The organism is Rhizobium sp. BK591 (assembly GCF_014195045.1).
GTDB classification, from domain to species: domain Bacteria; phylum Pseudomonadota; class Alphaproteobacteria; order Rhizobiales; family Rhizobiaceae; genus Rhizobium; species Rhizobium anhuiense.
This window is the reverse complement of the sequence record NZ_JACIAZ010000004.1, coordinates 276,914-297,777: the sequence shown is the minus strand read 5'-3', so window position 1 is coordinate 297,777 and position 20,864 is coordinate 276,914. Positions and strand designations below refer to the sequence as shown.

Annotated in this window: 19 protein-coding genes; 12 read left to right on the top strand and 7 right to left on the bottom strand. The window is 63.9% G+C overall.

Translation table 11 applies throughout. The annotated features are described in order from the left end of the window. Positions 1-771: 771 nt before the first annotated feature. The 3 genes from rpsT to mutM all read right to left on the bottom strand — a co-directional run bounded on the left by rpsT (position 772) and on the right by mutM (position 2,945). Entirely contained in the window at positions 772-1,050 is a 279-nt protein-coding gene (rpsT, locus tag FHX10_RS19610) for a 30S ribosomal protein S20 (protein WP_003544819.1), read from the bottom strand. Positions 1,051-1,242: 192 nt separating this feature from the next. Beyond that, on the bottom strand, positions 1,243-2,016 hold the full coding sequence (locus FHX10_RS19605; protein WP_063474778.1) for an enoyl-CoA hydratase: 774 nt from the start codon (positions 2,014-2,016) through the stop codon (positions 1,243-1,245). Between the two features lie 23 nt (positions 2,017-2,039). Beyond that, positions 2,040-2,945 (bottom strand): bifunctional DNA-formamidopyrimidine glycosylase/DNA-(apurinic or apyrimidinic site) lyase, encoded by a 906-nt coding sequence (gene mutM, locus FHX10_RS19600; protein WP_063474779.1) that lies wholly within the window; start codon positions 2,943-2,945, stop codon positions 2,040-2,042. A gap of 149 nt (positions 2,946-3,094) precedes the next feature. On the opposite strand from mutM, the gene ubiE reads away from it, so the two are divergent. The 8 genes from ubiE to FHX10_RS19560 all read left to right on the top strand — a co-directional run bounded on the left by ubiE (position 3,095) and on the right by FHX10_RS19560 (position 12,970). Continuing rightward, a complete protein-coding gene (ubiE, locus tag FHX10_RS19595; protein ID WP_063474780.1) occupies positions 3,095-3,871 on the top strand; it encodes a bifunctional demethylmenaquinone methyltransferase/2-methoxy-6-polyprenyl-1,4-benzoquinol methylase UbiE in 777 nt (258 codons plus the stop codon). Positions 3,872-3,933: 62 nt separating this feature from the next. Then, a complete protein-coding gene (gene ubiB, locus FHX10_RS19590) occupies positions 3,934-5,508 on the top strand; it encodes a 2-polyprenylphenol 6-hydroxylase (protein ID WP_063474781.1) in 1,575 nt (524 codons plus the stop codon). Between the two features lie 89 nt (positions 5,509-5,597). Next, on the top strand, positions 5,598-7,184 hold the full coding sequence (locus tag FHX10_RS19585) for an aromatic amino acid lyase (protein ID WP_063474782.1): 1,587 nt from the start codon (positions 5,598-5,600) through the stop codon (positions 7,182-7,184). A gap of 23 nt (positions 7,185-7,207) precedes the next feature. After that, positions 7,208-8,587, top strand: a complete 1,380-nt coding sequence (locus FHX10_RS19580) for a dihydroorotase (protein WP_063474783.1) — start codon at positions 7,208-7,210, stop codon at positions 8,585-8,587. Continuing rightward, positions 8,584-9,864, top strand: a complete 1,281-nt coding sequence (locus FHX10_RS19575; protein WP_063474784.1) for a Zn-dependent hydrolase — start codon at positions 8,584-8,586, stop codon at positions 9,862-9,864. Before FHX10_RS19580 ends, FHX10_RS19575 begins: the two co-directional genes overlap by 4 nt. Beyond that, positions 9,845-10,942: a DUF917 domain-containing protein gene (locus tag FHX10_RS19570; protein ID WP_063474785.1), complete on the top strand. Its 1,098-nt coding sequence runs from the start codon at positions 9,845-9,847 to the stop codon at positions 10,940-10,942. Before FHX10_RS19575 ends, FHX10_RS19570 begins: the two co-directional genes overlap by 20 nt. A gap of 3 nt (positions 10,943-10,945) precedes the next feature. After that, on the top strand, positions 10,946-11,275 hold the full coding sequence (locus FHX10_RS19565; protein ID WP_047617233.1) for a TfoX/Sxy family protein: 330 nt from the start codon (positions 10,946-10,948) through the stop codon (positions 11,273-11,275). 33 nt (positions 11,276-11,308) lie between these two features. After that, a complete protein-coding gene (locus FHX10_RS19560) occupies positions 11,309-12,970 on the top strand; it encodes a urocanate hydratase (RefSeq protein ID WP_047617234.1) in 1,662 nt (553 codons plus the stop codon). A 44-nt stretch (positions 12,971-13,014) separates the two neighbouring features. Here FHX10_RS19560 and FHX10_RS19555 read toward each other — a convergent pair whose 3' ends face one another. Next, on the bottom strand, positions 13,015-13,401 hold the full coding sequence (locus FHX10_RS19555; protein WP_063474786.1) for a VOC family protein: 387 nt from the start codon (positions 13,399-13,401) through the stop codon (positions 13,015-13,017). Beyond that, on the bottom strand, positions 13,398-14,648 hold the full coding sequence (locus FHX10_RS19550) for an MFS transporter (RefSeq protein WP_063474787.1): 1,251 nt from the start codon (positions 14,646-14,648) through the stop codon (positions 13,398-13,400). Before FHX10_RS19550 ends, FHX10_RS19555 begins: the two co-directional genes overlap by 4 nt. A gap of 91 nt (positions 14,649-14,739) precedes the next feature. Here FHX10_RS19550 and FHX10_RS19545 point away from each other — a divergent pair, with 91 nt between their 5' ends. Beyond that, positions 14,740-15,615 (top strand): LysR family transcriptional regulator, encoded by an 876-nt coding sequence (locus tag FHX10_RS19545; RefSeq protein WP_097594967.1) that lies wholly within the window; start codon positions 14,740-14,742, stop codon positions 15,613-15,615. A 368-nt stretch (positions 15,616-15,983) separates the two neighbouring features. On the opposite strand, the gene FHX10_RS19540 is transcribed toward FHX10_RS19545, so the two are convergent. Then, complete coding sequence (locus tag FHX10_RS19540) at positions 15,984-16,889, bottom strand: LysR family transcriptional regulator (RefSeq protein ID WP_184390097.1); 906 nt, start codon at positions 16,887-16,889, stop codon at positions 15,984-15,986. Positions 16,890-17,015: 126 nt separating this feature from the next. On the opposite strand from FHX10_RS19540, the gene FHX10_RS19535 reads away from it, so the two are divergent. The 3 genes from FHX10_RS19535 (at position 17,016) to coaBC (ending at position 19,985) form a co-directional block, all read left to right on the top strand. Then, positions 17,016-17,780, top strand: coding sequence for an SDR family oxidoreductase (locus FHX10_RS19535; RefSeq protein ID WP_184390094.1), 765 nt, complete (start codon positions 17,016-17,018; stop codon positions 17,778-17,780). Between the two features lie 107 nt (positions 17,781-17,887). Next, entirely contained in the window at positions 17,888-18,637 is a 750-nt protein-coding gene (locus FHX10_RS19530; RefSeq protein WP_028757682.1) for an SDR family oxidoreductase, read from the top strand. Positions 18,638-18,779: 142 nt separating this feature from the next. Further along, positions 18,780-19,985 (top strand): bifunctional phosphopantothenoylcysteine decarboxylase/phosphopantothenate--cysteine ligase CoaBC, encoded by a 1,206-nt coding sequence (gene coaBC / locus FHX10_RS19525; protein ID WP_184390092.1) that lies wholly within the window; start codon positions 18,780-18,782, stop codon positions 19,983-19,985. 47 nt (positions 19,986-20,032) lie between these two features. On the opposite strand, the gene FHX10_RS19520 is transcribed toward coaBC, so the two are convergent. Beyond that, positions 20,033-20,845, bottom strand: a complete 813-nt coding sequence (locus FHX10_RS19520; RefSeq protein ID WP_184390089.1) for a class II glutamine amidotransferase — start codon at positions 20,843-20,845, stop codon at positions 20,033-20,035. Between the last annotated feature and the right edge of the window lie 19 nt (positions 20,846-20,864).

The window sequence follows — 20,864 nt, the reverse complement described above, 5'->3', positions numbered from 1 at the left end:
GAAGCCGCTCACCTGCCGGTTCACTCAAACACTGCCCCCGAAGGGACCGGCAACAGAATTCCGTTGCAGGGACCGCATTCATGCGGAACCTTCAGCGGCTTTCCGTGCCAGGCTGGCGGTCGATCCTCGTTTTCGGCCGACCAGCCCGAACGCAATATCACTTTAACCCTCTCCTGCGGTCTCGCCTTAAACGTGTGGCCGCTGAAGGCACAAAACATCTCCGCTCCGTAACAGCCACGTTACGGCCCAAATCCGTCAAGTGCTTGAAAAAACGGAAACGCAATGCTCCGTAACAAAGGGCACAAACTTATCGCCCTGCCGACGTGGCAGTTAAGACCGAGCCTCTGCAGGTGATGTCCGCGCCCTTTGTTGAAAGCCATTTAGGCAGGATCAAAAGGCAATATCAACGATGAATTTTACGCAAAATTAAGAAGCGGCCATTGACTCCGCCTGCCCTTTTCGGGCGTCACACCAGCGTCAAAAAAGAATCGCTTTTGAATCAAGGAGATTCCCCGTTCGGGCTATTTTGACACGCATGGAAAGAAAAAAAATAAAAATCTTCTTGACTCACCCCTGACCCCGAAAGCGTGGGGTAGAGTCGCGCGGCGTGAAAGCATCCTAGCGCAAGCCATTGTTTTTAAACAATTTTTCCTGTCATGGCACTGACACGAAACAGTCGTGAGATTAACCATGCAGGGGCTGATTGGCGGAATCGAAAAAGCCCGGTAAAATTACCGGGCTAATCATAAAGAGGAAGTCGTTAAAGGAAGATTATGCGGTCGTGGTGACCGAAAGAGCCTTCACACGAGCAGCCAGGCGCGAAACCTTGCGCGATGCCGTATTGGAGTGCAGCACACCCTTGCTGGCGGCGCGGGCAAGCTCGGGCTGAGCCGCCAGGAAAGCTTCCTTCGCCTTGGCGGCGTCACCGGATGCGATGGCCTCTTCGACCTGGCGAACGAAAGTACGAACGCGCGAGCGACGAGCCTTATTGACGTCGGTACGGCGGGCGATCTTGCGGGTCGCTTTTTTCGCCGAAGTTGTATTGGCCATGGATGCCTCTCTCAAGAATTCGAACAAACTCCGCCATTACCGCGGGCCCTGCGGCCACAAAATCCAGCAATGCGGGAGCAATCGCGGAAAACCAAACCGGCTTTCCGAACCGTGGGCGGGCATATAACTCTAAAGCCGGCCCACGTCAACGCGGATTTTCAAGCTTTACCACCGGCAAGCGCCGAAAAACATTCAACGGTGCGTAAAAGCCGGTTTGCGCTTCTCGACGAAGGCCGCCATGCCTTCTTTCTGGTCGTCGGTGGCAAAGAGACTGTGAAACAGCCGGCGCTCGAAACGCAAGCCCTCCTCCAGCGTCGTCTCGAATGCGCGGTTGACTGCCTCCTTGGCCATCAGGACCGAGGGACGCGACAGCGAGGCGATCTTTTCGGCCGCGGCAAAAGCCTCGTCGAGCAGACGCTCGGGCGCCACCACACGCGAAACGAGTCCCGATCGTTCGGCTTCCGCCGCATCCATCATCCGGCCGGTCAGGATGAGGTCCATCGCCTTCGCCTTGCCGACGGCGCGGGTCAGCCGCTGCGACCCGCCCATGCCGGGAATGACGCCGAGGGTGATTTCCGGCTGGCCGAACTTCGCCGTCTCCGAGGCGATGATGAAATCGCACATCATGGCGAGCTCGCAGCCGCCGCCGAGCGCAAAACCGCTGACGGCAGCGATGACAGGCTTGCGCGCCTTGGCGACATCATCCCAGCCGCTGATGAAATCACTCTTATAGATGTCGGCAAACTGAAGCGCCTGCATTTCCTTGATATCGGCGCCGGCGGCAAAGGCGCGCTCGGAACCGGTGAGCACGATCGCGCCGACCGTCTCATCGGCGTGGAAGCCGGCATAGGCCTCCTTCAGCTCCTTCAGCACGGTGGAGTTCAGGGCATTCAGCGCCTGCGGACGGTTCAGCGTGACGAGGCCGACATTGCCTCGGGTTTCGACGATCAGGGTCTCGTAGGTCATGCTGTTCTCCCGGTTTCTCACTCTTACTTCTGGCAGGCGGCGCAATAGAAGGTGGAGCGACCCGCCTGGACGATGCGGGCGACCGTACCGCCGCAGCCGGGCGTGCGGCAAGTCTGACCTTCGCGATCGTAGACGGAGAAGGAATGCTGGAAATAGCCGAGCGATCCGTCGGTCTGGATATGGTCACGCAGCGACGATCCGCCGGCCGCGATCGCATCGGCGATGACGTCGCGGATCGAGGCGACGAGCAGGTCGAGCTGCGCCTTCGGCCTGCCGGCCGCCGTCACCAGCGAGCCGGCGGCGCGGACCGGCGAAAGATGCGAGCGCCACAGCGCCTCGCAGACATATATATTGCCGAGACCGGCAATGTTCTTCTGGTCGAGCAGCGCGCTCTTCAGCGGCTGCGCCTTGTCGCGGAAGCGTTCGGCGAGATAGGCGGCGCCGAGTTCGTTTCCCGTCGGCTCCGGGCCGAGATCGCGGAAGAAGGGATGGGCGGCAAGATCGGCCCGCCCCACCATATCCATGAAGCCGAAACGGCGCGGATCGTTATAGACGACGCGGCGCGGGCCGCTTGCACCCTGCAAATGGAAGACGACGTGATCGTGTTTCTCGTCCTTCGAGCGGGCATGATGGAATTCGCCTGGCGCAGCGGAGGCAACCCCCTCCTCGATGCGGCCCTCCTCGATGCGAAAGGAACCGGACATGCCGAGGTGGGAAATCAGCGTGTTGCCGTCGTCGAGGTCGACCAGCAGATATTTGGCGCGGCGGCCAAGGCCGACAATAGTGCGGCCGGAAACCCTGTCGGCGAAAGCGTCGGGAAAGGGGAAGCGCAGATCGCCGCGCCGCAGTTCCAGCCTGGTGATGCGCGTGCCTTCCATCGCCGGCGTCAGGCCGCGTTTCACCGTTTCGACTTCTGGCAATTCCGGCATCTTAACCCATCTATATCTAACGTGTTTCAACCGACGACGATGTGCGCTATAGCGCCAGTGTGCCGCGGAGAACGCGGTCCATAGATAACGTCGCGCACGGTCTTTCGCTATGGCCGCCGCGCCCGAATCTTCAGGAATGGAGCAGTCTGATGTCAGAAAGCCGCACTTCCGCCGATGGCGGCATGGAGACCTCCTACGGCTTCCGCGAGGTGCCTGACGGCGAGAAGCAGGGCCTGGTCAACCAGGTGTTCCACAAGGTCGCCAAGCGCTACGACATCATGAACGACGTCATGTCGATGGGCATGCACCGCGCCTGGAAGGATGCGATGATTTCGGCGCTGAACCCGCGCAAGGAGCCGGGTTACAAGGTGCTCGACGTCGCCGGCGGCACGGGCGATATCGCCTTCCGCATCGTCGAGGCCTCGGGCCGGCAGGCGCATGCCACCGTGCTCGACATCAACGGTTCGATGCTCGGCGTCGGTGCCGAGCGGGCGGAAAAGAAGAAGCTTTCCGGCAATCTCACCTTCGTCGAGGCGAATGCCGAGGAACTGCCTTTCGAGGCCGGGAGCTTCGATGCTTATACGATCGCCTTCGGCATCCGCAACGTGCCGAGGATCGACGTCGCGCTGTCGGAAGCCTATCGCGTCTTGAAACGCGGCGGACGGCTGCTGGTGCTGGAATTTTCCGAAGTCGATATGCCGCTTCTCGACAAGATCTACGACGCCTGGTCATTCAATGCCATCCCGCAATTCGGCAAGGCGATCACCGGCGATGCCGAACCCTACCAATATCTGGTGGAATCGATCCGCAAGTTCCCGAACCAGGAGAATTTTGCGGCCATGATCCGCCAGGCCGGCTTTTCGCGCGTCACCTACACCAATTATACCGGCGGCATCGCCGCTCTCCATTCCGGCTGGAAGCTCTGACGCATGACGCCGAAAAATGTAGAGCGGTTTTCGGATAGCGTCGCGCGAGAATCACACAGGACATGAGCACTTTCGGGGCATATTTCAGGCTCATTCGGGTCGGCTGGATTCTTGTGCGCGAAGGCGTGATCTCGGCGCTGCCGTCGGAGGGCCTGCCGCCCCCGATCAGCCTTGCCAAATCCTTCGTCGGCGTGTTTGCGCGCAACCGCGCCAAGGCGATTGCGCGCAGCGACCGGCTGGCGCAGGCCGTCGAACGGCTCGGCCCCTCCTATGTGAAGATCGGGCAGTTCCTGGCGACGCGGCCGGATGTCGTCGGCGTCGAATTTGCCAACGACCTGTCGCAGCTTCAGGACCGGATGGCCTTCTTTCCCTCGGCCGCCGCCAAGGCCAATATCGAAGGCTCGCTTGGACGGCCGATCGGCGAGCTCTATGCGAGCTTCGGCGAGCCGATCGCCGCCGCCTCGATCGCCCAGGTGCATCCGGCCGAGGTCGAGACATCGGCGGGCCGCAAGAAGGTCGCCGTCAAGATCGTGCGGCCGGGCGTGCGCCAGCGCTTCGCCCATGACATCGAGGCGATGTATCTCGTTGCCCATATGCAGGAGCGTTTCCTGCCTTTCAGCCGGCGGCTGCGGCCGGTCGAGGTGACGAAGACGCTAGAGCAGACGACCAAGGTGGAGATGGATCTTCGCCTGGAGGCGGCCGCCCTTTCCGAGATCGCCGAGAATACCGAAAAAGACCCGGGCTTCCGGGTGCCGAAGGTCGACTGGGAGCGCACCGGGCGCGACGTCATCACCATGGAGTGGATCGACGGCACGAGAATGTCCGACGTCGAGGGCCTGCGGGCGGCCGGCCACGATCTCAACCTGCTTGCCGATACGCTGATCCAGTCGTTCCTGCGCCACACGCTGCGCGACGGCTTCTTCCATGCCGACATGCATCCGGGCAATCTCTTCGTCGATGCCGACGGCATGATCGTCGCCGTCGACATGGGCATCGTCGGGCGGCTGGGCAAGAAGGAGCGGCGGTTCCTCGCCGAAATCCTCTACGGCTTCATCACCCGCGACTATATCCGCGTCGCCGAGGTGCATTTCGAGGCCGGCTATGTGCCCGGCCATCACAATGTCGAGAGCTTCGCCCAGGCGATCCGGGCGATCGGCGAGCCGATCCACGGGCAGCCGGCCGAGACGATCTCGATGGGCAAGCTGCTGACTCTGCTGTTCGAAGTGACCGAACTGTTCGACATGGCGACGCGGCCGGAACTGGTGATGCTGCAAAAGACCATGGTCGTGGTCGAAGGCGTGTCGCGCATGCTCAATCCGCGCTTCAACATGTGGAAGGCCTCCGAGCCCGTCGTCGGCGACTGGATCCGCACCAATCTCGGGCCGAAGCGGATCGCCACCGATATCAAGGACGGGCTGAAGGCAGCGGTCAAGCTCGCCGAAGCCGTGCCGGAAATTGCGGCGAAGACCGAAAAATTCCACCACCAGCTTCTGCATATGAGCGAGCACGGGCTGCGCTTCGATGCGCAGACGGCGGATGCGATCGGCAAGGCCGAGGCGCGCCACAATCGCTCGGCCAGGATCGCGCTGTGGATCATCGCATTGACGCTTCTCTATATTGCCTGGATGCTGAGCTGACCGTCTGCCAAAAACATGCTGTGTTCGGCATTTGGGATATCCCATGTGACGGAGGGCTCGCTTAGTCTCATTTTCAAGGAGATAGGCACATGAAGCACGAACGCCTTGGCATCGAACTTTCCGGACGACCGCTCGGTTTTGCCGAGATGGTGACGATTGGTGCGGGCAAGGCTGCGATTTCGGCTTCGGCGACAGGCATGTCCCGCATCGCGATCGCCCGCGAGATCGTCGAGGATGCAATTGCCTCCGGCATGCCCGTCTACGGCTCGACGACAGGCGTCGGCGCCATGAAGGATGTGGAGTGGTCGGCCGACGAACTCGACACTTTCAATCTCGGCCTGGTGCGCGCCCATCATTTCGGCACCGGCACACCCTTTTCCTGCAACATCGTGCGCAATGCCATGGCGATCCGCATCAATACGGCGCTGACCGGCCAGGTCGGCTGCACGCCGGAGCTGATCGAGGCCTATATCCGGATGCTCGAGGCCGATCTCATCCCGGTCGTGCGCCGCACCGGCTCCATCGGCTGTGCGGATATCGGGCTGATGGGACAGATCGGCGCGGTGCTGACCGGCGTCGGTGAAGCGATCTATCGCGGCAACCGGATGCAGGCGGCCGAGGCCTTCCGGGCGGCCGGGCTGGAACCGATGCGGATGGCGCCGCGCGACAGCCTCGCCTCGCTCAGCATCAATGCGGTGAGCTTTGCCTCGGCGGCGGAAACGACGCGCAATGCCGCGGCCTCGATCCGCATCCTGCTGGCGACGGCGATGATGGCGGCCGGCGCGCTCGGCGCTTCCCGCGATCCCTGGAAGGCGGTCCGCCATGTCGGCACGGCGCGCGAAGCGCTGATCGGCGCCTGGCTCTGCAATGCTTCCGAAGAATGGAACTGGCCGGTCGCGACCCATGTGCAGGATCCGCTCAGCCTGCGCATGATCGCCCAGGTGTTCGGCGCGGTGATCGAAAACCTTTTGTCGACCGGCCACAAGATCCTTGCCGCCACTGGCCGCTCGGACGACAATCCCGTCGTCGTCGAGGGCCGGGTGATGACGTCGGGCGGTTCGCTGCCGCTCGATGTAACGATCCTGCTCGAATCGGCAGCGCTCTGCATGGCGCATGCGGCGCGCAACGCCTTCAATCGCTGCGTCATTCTTGGCAACGGCCAGCGGCGCGACCTGCCGGTCAATCTCGTGCCGCCGGGGCGGATCGCCACAGGTTTCGGGCCGATCATCAAGCTTGCCGGCGAGATCTTCTCGCGCGTGCTGTCGATGTCCAATCCTGTTTCGGCCCAGTCGCTGGTCGTCGCAGCCGGGTTGGAGGACGAGGCGGCCTTCCTGCCGCTCGTCATCGAGCGCTTCGACCGGCAGATGCGGGCGCTGAAACGCCTCGCCGCCCTCGAGGCGCTGCTGTCGGCTCAGGCGATCGACATACTCGGCGATGAACCGAAGGGTGTTGCCGCCATGCTCTACGAGGTCGTGCGCAAACATGCGGATTTCTATATTGTCGACCGGCCGCTTTCGGCGGAAGTGGAGGCGATCGAGGAGGAGCTCGGTTCGGACGACTTCGTCTCGAAGCTGACCGAGCAGGTTCCGATCGCCTCCTTCGACGACTTCTTCGCCCTCGGCTCGCTGGAGCGTGTCGAAGAGCGGCTGACCCATCACGGGCCGGCAGCACTCTGATTTCAGTTTAGGGAGGAAGCGGCATGGACTTCGATCTCGTTCTGCAGGGCACGGTGGTGCTGCCGGACCGCATTCTTGAACAGGGCTATGTCGCCGTGCGCGACGGCAAGATCGCCGAGGTCGGCCTCGGCGTGCCGCCGGCGGGCCGCGAACGGCATCTGCTCGGAAAAGCGCTGATCCTGCCCGGCGCGATCGACGCGCAGGTGCATTCACTCTCGCAGAAGGACCAGGAGGATTTCATCTGGTCGACGCGCTCGGCGGCGGCTGGCGGCGTGACAACAATCGTCGACATGCCCTATGACGAGGGCAATCTCGTCTGCTCGGCTGCGGCGCTACAGCGGAAGATCGACCATGCCGGACCGCAGGCGCGCGTCGACTTCGCGCTTTACGGCACCATCGATCCGGAAGAAGGTCCGGCGCGGATCCCCGAGATGGTGGAGGCAGGCGTTGCCGCCTTCAAGTTTTCGACCTTCGGCACCGATCCCAAGCGCTTTCCGCGCATTCCGCCGGCCCTGCTCGACGCCTGCTTTGCGGCGATCGCGCCGACGGGGCTGACGGCGGGCGTGCACAATGAAGACGACGAGGCGGTGCGAACCTATATGGAGCAGGTGAAGGCGAGCGGCATCACCGACTGGCGGGCGCACGGCCTGTCGCGGCCTGCGATTACCGAGCTGCTGGCGATGCACACGATCTTCGAGACGGGTGCGGCCACCGGCTGCCCGGCGCATGTGGTGCACTGCTCGCTCGGACGCGGCTACGATATCGCCCGCGCCTATCGCCGCGACGGATTTGCGGCAACGGTCGAATGCTGCATCCACTACCTGACGCTCGACGAGGAAAACGACGTGAAGCGCTTGGGCGGCAAGGCGAAGATCAATCCGCCGCTACGGGCGCGCGCCGAGGTGGAGACGCTCTGGCGGAAGGTGGCCGAGGGCGATGTCTGGCTGGTCTCGACCGATCACGTCAGCTGGTCGGAAAACCGCAAGATCAATCCCGACATGCTCGCCAACGCATCCGGCGTTCCCGGCCTGGAGGTGATGGTGCCGCTGTTCGTCAAAGGCGCCACCGAGCGCGGCATTCCCCTGACATGGGCGGCCAAGCTGATGGCGGAGAACCCGGCGAAGCATTTCCGGCTCGAGCATATCAAGGGCGCGCTGGCACCGGGCAAGGACGCCGATATCACCGTGCTGGAGCCGCACGACAGCGTCTATGATGCCGCCGCGAGCGGCAACAACGTCGTCGGCTGGAGCCCCTATAACGGCATCCGCCTGCCCTGGACCGTCTCGGCCACCTATCTGCGCGGCGAAAAGATCGCCGAGGGCGGAAAGGTGCTGGCCGAGCCCGGCACCGGCCGGTTCGTGCGGCCGCTGCCGCGCCAGGTCATGGCAGGAACTGCCGCATGAGCCGCAATCTTCCCGTCAATGCCGGCCGGATCGCTGGCGATATCGAGGCGCTGGCCGCAATGACCGAGCCGGGGCGTCCCTGGACGCGGCGGGCCTTCTCGCCGCTCTTCCTCGAGGGCCGGGCCTATATCGAAGCGCGGATGAAGGCGGCGGGACTGGAAACGCGGATCGATGCCGCCGGCAATCTGGTCGGCCGGCGGACAGGCCAGAAACCATGGCTCGGCACGATCATGATCGGCTCGCATTCCGACACCGTGCCGGACGGCGGCCGCTTCGACGGCATCGCCGGGGTGATCTCGGCGCTGGAGGTGGCGCGGGCGCTTGCTGAGCAGGATATCAAGCTCGATCACGATCTCGAAATCGTCGATTTCCTGGCCGAGGAGGTCAGCATCTTCGGCGTGTCCTGCATCGGCAGCCGCGGCATGACCGGCCAACTGCCGGAGGCCTGGCTTTCGCGCGTCAGCGACGGGCGCGACCTCGCCGAGGGCATCGCTGAGGTCGGCGGCAGGCCCGATGTGCTGATGCAGCAGAACAGGCCCGATATAGCAGGCTTTCTCGAGCTCCATATCGAGCAGGGTCCGGTGCTCGAAGCCGAGAGGCAGGATATCGGCATCGTCACCGCGATCTCGGGCATCACCCGGATCGAGATTACCGTCGAAGGGCGGGCCGACCATGCCGGCACGACGCCGATGGACCGACGGGCGGATGCGCTGGTGGCGGCATCGCAGCTGGTGCTCGACATCCGCAATGCCGCCGCAGAGCTTGCCAAAACGCCGGGGCATTTTGCAGCGACGGTCGGGGAATTCCGCATCGAGCCGAATGCCGCCAATGTCGTGCCGTCGAAGGTCACGCTGCTGATCGATGGGCGCGCGGAGATCCGCGCCGACATGGAGGCTTTCTGCCGCTGGCTCGACGGCCATGTCGAAAAGCTGGCAGGAGCCTACGGCGTGACGATCAAGACGCCGAACCGGGTTTCCGACAATCTGCCGACGCCAGGCGATGCCGGGCTGCTGTCGACACTGGAGGCGGCCTGCGAGCGGGTCGGCGCAAAAAGCCGGCGCATCGCCTCAGGCGCGGGACACGATACGGCCTGGATCGCCAAGGTGGCGCCGGCGGCGATGATCTTCGTGCCCTGCCGGGAAGGCCGCAGCCATTCGGCCGACGAATGGGCCGAGAATGACGATATCGCGCTTGGCGCCGCCGTGCTGTTCGAAGCGGTGCGCGAGATGGACACGAGCTTGAGGCAGGAGAGGACCGATGGGACGCATACTCGTTGAGAAGGACGTGGAAGCAGCCGTCAAGGGCGGCTCCGTCTATGCCGCCGGCGGCGGCGGCTGGGCCGATCATGGACGGATGCTTGGGCTTGCCGCCGTCAATGTCGGCAAGCCGGAGCTGGTCTCGATCGACGAGTTGCAGGATGAGGACTGGATCGCCACCGCGGCCGCAATCGGCGCGCCGGCCTCCACCACCCCCTGGGAAATGCAGGGCATCGACTATGTGAAAGCAGTGCAATTGCTGCAGGAGGCGCTTGGGGAAAAGCTTTCCGGGCTGATCATCGGCCAGAACGGCAAATCCTCGACGCTGAACGGCTGGCTGCCGTCGGCCATCCTCGGCACCAAGGTGGTCGATGCGGTCGGCGACATCCGCGCGCATCCGACGGGCGACATGGGTTCGATCGGCATGGCCGGTTCGCCCGAGCAGATGATCCAGACCGCGGTCGGCGGCAATCGGGCGGAGAACCGCTATATCGAACTGGTGGTGAAGGGCGCGACGGCGAAGATCTCGCCGGTGCTGCGCGCCGCCGCCGATCAATCCGGCGGCTTCATCGCCAGCTGCCGCAATCCGCTGAGGGCTTCCTATGTCCGGAGCCATGCGGCGCTCGGTGGCATCTCAATGGCGCTGGCGCTCGGCGAGGCGATCATCGCGGCGGAGAAACGCGGCGGATCAGCTGTCATCGACGCGATCTGCAAGACGACGGGCGGACATATCCTTGCCGAGGGGATCATCAACCGCAAGGACGTCGTCTACACCAAGGAAGCCTTCGACATCGGCACGATCACCGTCGGCACGGGCGAAAAATCGGTGACGCTGCATGTGATGAACGAATATATGGCCGTGGACGATGCGGATGGCGGGCGGCTTGCCACTTTCCCGGCCGTCATCACCACGCTTTCCCAAGAGGGCGAACCGCTCAGCGTCGGCCAGCTTCAGGACGGCATGCACGTCTTCATCCTGCATGTGCCGATGGACATCATTCCGCTCTCGGCAAGCGTGCTCGATCCGACCGTCTATCCCGTCGTCGAAAAGGCGATGGGGATCGAGATCGCACGTTATGCGCTGGCAACGAAAGCCTGAGCCATGGCGCGCGATCCCGGTCTCGAAGAACTGATGCGCGAGGAACTCGGCGATCGGCCGGGCCTTACCGAAAAATCCATGTTCGGCGGCTGGGCCTTCATCCTGAACGGCAATCTCCTCTGCTGCGCGCGCCATGACGGCATGCTGATCCGTCTCGGCAAGGGCAATGACGGCTGGGCGCTGGCATTGCCAGGCGTGATCCAGATGCTGTCGGGCGAGCGGGTGATGCATGGCTGGGTGCGCGGTGGTGCCGAGGTTTACGGCGACGATGCCCTGAGACGGCGTTTGCTCGATGCGGCACTTGCCTATGTGGAATCGCTGCCGAGTAAGTGACGATCGAAGGCAGAGCAAAACGAGGAACCCACGATGCCGAAGGCCAATCCACGTCATCCGAAATTTCCGATTCCCGGCGGGCCGGAGCTGCGCGCCAAGGGCTGGCGGCAGGAGGCGCTGCTGCGGCTGCTCGAAAACGTGCTCTCCGTCGGCGAGGATCCCGACAACCTCATCGTCTATGCCGCGCTCGGCAAGGCGGCCCGCAACTGGGCGGCCCACAAAGGCATCGTCAAGGCGCTGACCGAAATGGACGAGGACCAGACGCTGCTCATCCAGTCCGGCAAGCCGATCGGGCTCGTTCGGACGCATGCCAAGGCGCCGCTCGTCATCATGGCGAACTGCAATATCGTCGGGCAATGGGCAAAGGCCGAGGTGTTCTACGAGCTGCAGCGCAAGGGGCTGATCTGCTGGGGCGGGCTGACGGCCGGCGCCTGGCAATATATCGGCAGCCAGGGGGTCATCCAGGGCACCTACGAGATCTTCATGCGCATTGCCGAGCGGCGCTTCGGCGGCGATCTCCTCGGCCGCTTCGTGCTGACCGCCGGCCTCGGCGGCATGGGCGGGGCGCAGCCGCTGGCCGGCCGCATGGCGGGGGCGGCAATCCTCTGCGTCGACATCGATCCGGAGCGCGCCCGCAAACGCCAGCAGATCGGTTATCTCCAGGAAATCGCACCCGATCTCGATACCGCCCTGCAGATGATCGATGCGGCAGTGAGGGAGAAACGGGCGCTGTCCGTCGGGCTGGTCGGCAATGCGGCGGAGGTCTATCCCGAAATCGCCCGGCGCGGCATCGTGCCCGACATCGTCACCGACCAGACCTCGGCGCATGACCTCGTCTATGGCTACGTGCCGAAAGGCATGAGCCTCGATCAGGTCAAGGGCCTGCGCGACGATGGCCAGGGGCAATTGATGGCGGCAAGCCGCGCCTCGATCGTCGAACATGTGACGGCGATGCTGGAATTCCAGAAGAAGGGTTCTGAAGTCTTCGACAACGGCAACCTGATCCGCACGCAGGCCAAGGAGGGCGGCGTTGCCAATGCCTTCGACATTCCGATCTTCACCGAAGCCTATCTCAGGCCGCTGTTTGCCCGGGCGATCGGCCCGTTCCGCTGGATGGCGCTATCGGGCGAGGAGAGCGATATCGCCCGGATCGATGACCTGCTGCTCGAGATGTTCCCCGACAACAAGATCATCACCAACTGGATCCGGCTGGCGCGCGAGCATGTTCCCTTCGAAGGGCTGCCGGCCCGCATCGCCTGGCTCGGCCACGGCGAACGCACGGCACTCGCGAGGCGCGTCAACACGCTGGTTGCGAGCGGCGAACTGAGAGGCCCGGTCGCCTTCTCCCGCGACCATCTCGATGCCGGCGCCATGGCGCACCCGAACATCATGACAGAGCGGATGAAGGACGGCTCCGACGCGATCGCCGACTGGCCGCTGATCGATGCGATGATGCTCTGCTCGTCGATGGCCGATCTCGTCGTCATTCATTCCGGCGGCGGCGGCTATGCCGGCTATATGACGAGCTGCGGCGTCACCGTCATCGCCGATGGCACGGATGCCGCCGACGAAAGGCTCGACCATGCGCTGACCAACGATACCGCACTCGGCGTCATGCGGTATGCCGATGCCGGTTACGAGGAGGCGCTGGATGAAGTGGCGAAGAAAGACGTGCCCTATCTCCGGCTTGGCTGATGTGCGGGAGCAGACATCCAGACCCTTTCCAGAATTATCAGGCATCAGGCAATCAGATTGGAGACCTCGAGGAGATTGCCGTCGGGGTCCCGGAAATAGACCGAGCGCAGACGCCCGGTCGCGCCGGTGCGTTCGACCGGACCCTCTTCGATCGCAACGCCGGAGGCCTGCAGATGCGTGATGACATCGGCGAGCGTCGTCTCGGCGATGAAGCAGAGGTCGCCGGAGCCGGCTGTGGGATGACTCGCCTTGGGATCGAATTCGCGGCCGGCTTGGTGCAGGTTGATCTTCTGCCGGCCGAATTTCAGCGCCTTGCGGCCTTCCGCGAAGGTTTCGACCGACATGCCGAGGATGCGGGCATAGAAATCGCAGGTGACGGCAATATCGGCGACGGTCAGCACCAGATGGTCGAGGCGGTCGATGCGGATCATGCTGTTCTCCTCGCGAGATGCTTTGCAAGACAGGCGGAGACAAAGGCCAGCGCCAGCATGGCAAGCGTGAAGATAACGACGGCGGTCCAGCCTTCAACCGCGAAGAACCAGCCGCCCGCCGAACCCATCAAGCTGGAGCCGACATAATAGGCAAGCATATAGAGCGACGAGGCGTGGCCTTTGGTGCCATGCGCCAGCCTGCCGACAAGGCCGCTGGCGATGGAATGGCTCATGAAGAAGCCGGTGGTGAGCACGATGATGCCGAGGATGATGACCGGGAGCGAGGCAAACAGCGTCAGCGCGCTGCCGGCGGCGGTGAGTGCCAGACCGAAGAGAAGCACGGAAAAATGGCCGATCCGGTCTCCGAGGAGGCCGCCGATCGAGGAGGCGCCGATGCCGAAGAGATAGACGGTGAAGATCAGGCCGAGTTCGGTCTGGTTGAGGCCGTAGGGCGGCGCCACGAGGCGGAAGCCGGCATAATTATAGATCGTCACGAAGGAGCCCATCGCCAGGAAGGCGATGGCGAAGAGGAAGGGCAGCGCCGGACTGCTGAGATGGCCGCGCCACGCGTTGAGATGAAAGCGCGGATCGAAGCCCGGCCGGCGGACGAAATTGCGTGACGGCGGCAAGAGGGCGATGAAGCCGATCGCAGCGGCAAGGCCGATGGCGCCGATCAGAAAGAGCGCCGGACGCCAGCTGAAATATTCGGCGAAGATACCTGTCAGCACGCGGCCGGACATGCCGCCGAAGGCCGTGCCGGCGACATAGAGGCCCATGGTGGTGCCGAGGCCGCGCGGATCGATTTCCTCGGCGAGATAGGCCATGGCGACGGCCGGCACGCCGCCGAGAACGAGGCCCTGCAGGGCGCGGATGACAAGCAGCAGGTGCCAGTTCGGGGCAAAAGCGGTGGCAATGGTCAGCAATGCCGCGCCGACCAGCGATATCGACATCAGGCTGCGGCGGCCAAGGCCTTCCGAGACGGCGGCGGCACAGACGATGGCAAGTGCCAGGAAACCGGTGGAGAGCGAGAGGGACAGCGAGCTTTCGGCCGGGCTGACGGAGAACTCCTGCGAGAAGATCGGCAGCAGCGGCTGGACGCAATAGAGCAGCGAGAAGGTGGAGAAACCGGAAAGGAAGAGCGCCAGGCTGGCGCGGCGATAGGCGCCGGTGCCACGGGTGAGATAGTGCTTCTGCCCTGGGATCGCTGATATCTCGGAGGTCTTTAATACATGCGCTGACGTCGGCATCTCTTCATCCTTCCGGTCTCCGATCTAGTCAACGCCGCTCCATTTGTCCAATATATGAAACTGGCGATTTCGATATGTTTTGGAGATGACGATGGAGTTGCGGCACTTGCGATATTTCCTCGCGGTGGCGGAGGAATGCAATTTCACCCGTGCGGCCGCCAAGCTCGGCATCGGGCAACCGCCGCTCAGCCAGCAGATCCGCGACCTGGAGAGGGAAGTGGGTGCGGCGCTGTTTCACCGCGTGCCGCACGGCGCCGAATTGACGGCGGCGGGCGCTGCCTTCCTCGGCGAGGCAAAGGCTTCGCTGGCGGCTGCCGAAAAGGCAAAGCTTGCGGCGCAAAGCGCCAATCGCGGCGAGACCGGCCGGCTGTCGCTCGGCTTCACCGCATCCTCGGCCTTCAACCCAGTGGTCAGCACGACGATCCGCCGATTTCGTGCCCGCTGGCCCGATGTCCGGCTGGCGCTGACGGAAATGAATACGCTGGCGCTGATGCAGAAGCTGGAAGGCGGCGAGCTCGACGCCGCCTTCATGCGCCCCAGCCTCGACGACCCCGCCGGCGTCCGGCTGCGGCGATTGCCGGATGAGCCGATGGTGATCGCCCTGCCCGCCAGCCATCCTCTGGCACGGCGCAGCAAACTGCCGCTTGCGGCACTGGCGGACGAACCTTTCATCCTCTTTCCCCGGCTCGTCGGCTTGAGCCTCTACGACGATGTCGTGCTGGCCTGCCGCAAGGCGGGATTCGAGCTGACCGTGGCCCAGGAGGCGCCGCAGATTTCCTCCGTCGTCAATCTGGTGGCGGCAGAGCTCGGCGTCTCGATCGTGCCGGCCTCGATTTCGCAGATCAGGCTCGAAGGCGTCGCCTACCGGCCGATCGAGGGGCCGCCGGCTGTGGCGCGCCTGGCGCTGGCAATGTTGAAGACACATCGCTCGCCGGTCACCGAGAACCTGATGAGCCTGCTGAGCTAAAGCGCGTCGCGATCCTTCAGATTCGCTCTTCGCGCTTTAGAGCCTTTCCGGGTTAGATTGCAGCATTCTGCCGGAGCAGGTTTTCGTCAGGGCAGAGGCGATTGGCGAAGGGCATACCTCTTGGTACGGTCGAGCCGATCGCCTTTGCCCTGGCGGAAAGATGCCCGGCCCTTCGGGTTGGCTGAAACGGGCCGGCTGATCGACCGGCCGGCTTGGCCGTAGAGCTGGGCTACGACGCGCGCCGGCCGGTCGACCATCCGACTCCGTTTGAGCCAACAGAATGCTGCAATCTAACCCGGAAAGGCTCTGGTCTTTGTTCTTGCTCATGTCGTTTTGCAAAAGCGCTGCACACTTTTGCGCGACACGCTCTAGCCCGCCGGATCCCAATAGGGCGGATCGCCAAAACTCTTCTTCAGGTGATCGGCGATGGCGCGGAGCTTGGCGGAGGGGTTTCGGCCCTCGGGATGGGCCATGTAGATGAATTCGGCCTCCGGCTTGTGACCGACATCGATTTCGGCAAGCCGGCCTTCGCCAATGGCGGGGCCGGCGATGAAGGCGGGCAGCAGCGCGATGCCGAGACCGGCAATGGCGGCGTCGCGGAGCATGTCGCCATTGTTGATGCCGAGCGCCAGTTTCGCACGGACGACGACCGCGCCCTCCGGCGTTTGGAAGCGCCAGTCGGCAACGCCGCGATTGGTATAGAAGATTCCGCGATGGCCGTTGAGATCATCAAGCGACGACGGCACTCCCTGGCGCGCGAGATAATCCGGCGAGGCGCAGACAAGACGGCGGCTGCGCGCGAGCTTCCAGGCGACCAGCCTGTTATCGGCGATCGGACCGTTGCGGATGATGGCGTCGTAGCCGTCCGAAGCGGCATCGACACGTCGGTCGTCAATATCGAGGGTGAGTTCGATCTCGGGATGTTCGGCAAGGAAGGGATAGAGCGCCGGGCCGAGATGCATGCGGCCGAAGGTGACCGGAGCGGCGATGCGGATCGGGCCGGACAGGCTTCCGCGCCGCTCCGCCATATCGGCCGCAGCCGCCTCGATCTCGCGCACGATGCGCGCGGCACGCTCCAGGAAGACCGCGCCATCCTCCGTCAAACTCAGCTTGCGCGTCGTTCGGTGCAGCAGCATGCCGCCGAGCGACTTCTCCAGCTCGGCCAGCCTTTCGCTGACGACGGATTTTGACAGCCGCAGGCGCCGAGCCGCCTCGCTGACCGAGCCCGCCTCGACGACGGCGACGAAAGCCGTAATACCTTCGATCCTGATCATCGTTCGGCTTTTCCGAATTCGAGTTCCCCAATCTGGAGACTAATCCGAACGAAAGGAAAATGCCATCTTCCCTTCATCGAAAGGGACGGCAGGGGCCGCCTCACCTCAAGATCAGGAGATGAAACCATGAACCGCTTGAACAACAAGGTCGCGATCGTCACCGGCGCAAGCTCCGGCATCGGCCGCGCCACGGCAAAGCTCTTCGCCGCCGAAGGCGCCAGGATCGTCGTCGGCGCCCGCCGCGAGCGTGAACTCGACAGCCTGGTCGCGGAGATCAAGGCAGAGGGCGGCGAGGCCATCGCCATTGCCGGCGACGTGCGCTCGGAAGATTATCACAAGGCGCTGGTCGCGGCCGCCGTGACGCATTACGGCAAGCTCGACATCGCCTTCAACAATGCCGGCACGCTCGGCGAAGCCGGCCCGAGCACCGCCGTTTCCGAAGCAGGCTTCAGCGAGGCGCTGGCGATCAACCTGACGGCCTCCTTCCTCGCCGCCAAACACCAGATCGGCGCGATGGTGGAAAATGGCGGCGGGTCGGTGATCTTCACCTCGACCTTCGTCGGCTACAGCTTCGCCTTCCCGGGCGTTGCCGCCTATGCCGCCAGCAAATCCGGCCTGATCGGACTGACGCAGGCGCTTGCCGCCGAGTTCGGCCAGCAGGGCGTGCGGGTCAATGCCATCCTGCCGGGTGCTGTCGATACCGACATGTATCGGGACATGAACGATACGCCCGACAAACAGGCCTTCGTCACCAACCTGCATGCGCTGAAGCGCGTCGCAACTCCCGAAGAACTTGCCCGCTCGGTTCTCTACCTCGCCTCCCACGATGCGAGCTTCGTCACCGGCACGGCTTCGCTGGTCGACGGCGGCGCCTCGATCACCCGCACCTGACGAAAGCCAAGCGCGATGACCCGCTCCGGATTGTCGCGCCGCCTTTTCCGGAACATTCTCCCACTGACCCCGGGCCGCGGCCCCACATTCGATTGAAGGAACGCATCATGTCACGTCTTCCGAACAAGACAGCCCTCATCACCGGCGGCACCAGCGGCATCGGCATCGAAACCGCCCGTCAATTCATTGCCGAAGGCGCCCGTGTCGTCGTTACCGGCAGCAGTGCCGCAAGCGTCGAAGCCGCCCGTCGCGAACTCGGCGACCAAGCGATCGTCATCCAGGCCGATGCCGGCGATGCGGCCGGCCAAAAGGCCGTCGCCGATAAGGTGAAAGAGGCTTTCGGCACGCTCGACATCCTCTTCGTCAATGCCGGTGTCGCCGAATTCGGGCCGCTGGAACAGTGGAGCGAAGCCGCCTTCGATAGGTCGGTAGCGATCAATGTCAAGGGACCGTTCTTCCTGATCCAGTCGCTACTGCCGATCTTTTCGAAACAGGCCGCGATCGTGCTCAATACCTCGATCAACGCCCATATCGGCATGCCGAACTCCAGCGTCTATTCACTGACGAAGGGTGCATTGCTGACGCTTGCCAAGACCCTGTCGGGCGAACTCATCGGCCGCGGCATCCGGGTCAACGCCGTCAGCCCGGGGCCGATCGCCACGCCGCTCTACAGCAAGCTCGGGGCGTCGGAAGCCGATTCCAAGGCGATGACCGCGCAGATCCAGTCCCAAATCCCTGTCGGCCGCTTCGGGAGCCCCAGCGAAGTCGCGAAGACGATCATCTTTCTCGCCTCCGATGAGGCTGCCTATATCGTCGGCAGCGAACTCGTCATCGACGGCGGGATGAGCAACCTCTGACCCCACGAAAATGGCGGCTGACGTCCATGAACGGGGCAGCACCCGCCGACTGCGGCCGATGCCTGTCGCCGCGTGATTGCATGTTCTCCGCCAAAGGCTTAGGGTCGGGGCCGGTCAGAAAAGGCGACGGGTAGAAAAAGCCATGGCTCTCAGCGGAAAACGCATCCTCCTCATCATCTCGGGCGGCATCGCCGCCTATAAGAGCCTGGATCTGATCCGCCGGCTGCGCGAGCGCGGCGCCAGCGTGCGCCCGGTGATGACCTGCGGGGCGCAGGAATTCGTCACGCCGCTGGCCGTCGGTGCGCTGGCGGCGGACCATGTGTTCCTCGATCTGTTTTCGCGGCAGGACGAACAGGATATCGGCCATATCAGGCTGGCGCGCGACTGCGATCTGGTGCTGATCGCCCCTGCCACGGCCGATCTGATGGCGAAGATGGCGAACGGGCTTGCCGACGATCTTGCCTCGACCGTGCTGTTGGCAACCAACAGGCCGGTGCTTGCCGCACCGGCAATGAATCCGTCCATGTGGGCGCATCCGGCGACCCGGCGGAATGCCGCGATGCTCAGGGCCGACGGCATCCGCTTCGTCGGGCCGATGGCCGGCGAGATGGCGGAAAGCCGGGAGACGGGCCTCGGCCGGATGGCGGAGCCGCTGGAGATCGTGGCGGCCGCCGAAACCCTGCTCGACGACGGAGAAAAGCCGCTCAAGGGGCGCAAGGCAATCGTCACCTCAGGACCGACGCATGAGCCGATCGATCCGGTGCGTTACATCGCCAACCGCTCCTCCGGCCGGCAGGGACATGCGATCGCCGCAGCCCTTGCAAAGCTCGGGGCGGAGGTGACGCTGGTATCGGGACCGGTGACGATCGCCGATCCGGTCGGCGTCAACGTCATCCACGTGGAACGGGCCGAGGAAATGCGTGATGCGGTGCTTGCAGCACTGCCGGCCGACGTCGCCGTGATGGTGGCGGCGGTAGCGGACTGGCGCGTCGCCTCGGCGGCCGACCAGAAGCTGAAGAAACATCCCGGCGAATCCATTCCGACGCTGGCGCTGACCGAAAATCCGGACATCCTGAAAACCGTCGGCCATCATACGATGCGGCCGAAGCTGGTCATCGGCTTTGCCGCCGAGACGCAGGACGTGGAAAGCAATGCCAAGGCGAAGCTCGAGAGGAAGGGCGCCGACATGATCGTCGCCAATGACGTCTCTCCCGCCACCGGGATCATGGGCGGCAGCCGCAACAGCGTCAAACTCGTCCGCCGCGACGGCGTCGAGCAATGGCCCGACCTGGCGAAGGAAGAGGTTGCCGAAAGGCTCGCAGCGCTGATCGCCCAGCGGCTCCGCTGATCGCGCGGCTCGGCTGACGTCGAGTGGCTCAGCTAATCGCGAGCGGCTCAGGCAGGAATAGCCAGGCGCTGCGGCTTGACCGCATTGCGCTTCTCCGGCCGGAAGTCGGCGACGTCGATGCCGTCTTTGCCGATGGTGACGGCGCTGCCGTCCGGAATTTCCGCCCAGGCGTCGACATCATCGTTCAACGGCTCGGAGACGAGGCAATAACCGGCGCTGACGGGTGAGGCATAGAGCGTCGGCGCCTTGCGATCGGTGGCATAACGGATCGCATAGAGCGTGTTGCCGTCGGAGAAGGCAGCGGTAAAGCGCAACAGGATCGAGCCGATGACACTTTCGGCAAGGTTCTCGACGACACCGATCATGTGAGCCATCGCTGCGACCGGCGCCTCGCGCAGACCGAACTGCAGCGCCAGCAGGAACATCAGTTCGGAATCGGTCGTGCCGCCGCGGGCATTGAACAGATCGTCGTCGAGCATCGCCTCCATCGGCCGGCGCAGCCGCTCGAAGCCGGAAATCTGGCCGTTATGCATGAAGGACCAGGTGTCATGGGTGAAGGGGTGGCAATTGTCGCGGCGCGTGCCGCCGCCGGTCGCAGCGCGGACATGGGCGAGAAAGAGCGGCGAACGGATCTGGCGCGCCAGGCTCTTCAGATTGCAATCCGACCAGGCCGGCAGGATATCGCGGTAACGGCCGGGCTCGGGCCGGTCACCATACCAGGCGATGCCGAAGCCATCGCCATTGGTCGCCGTCTTGGCGCGGGTGGCGCAATGGGACTGCTCGATCAGGGAATGGGCAGGCGAGGATACCAGTTCCTCGAGATAGAGAGGGTCTCCACGATAGGCTGCCCAGCGACACATGGCTTTCTTGCTCCGGAAC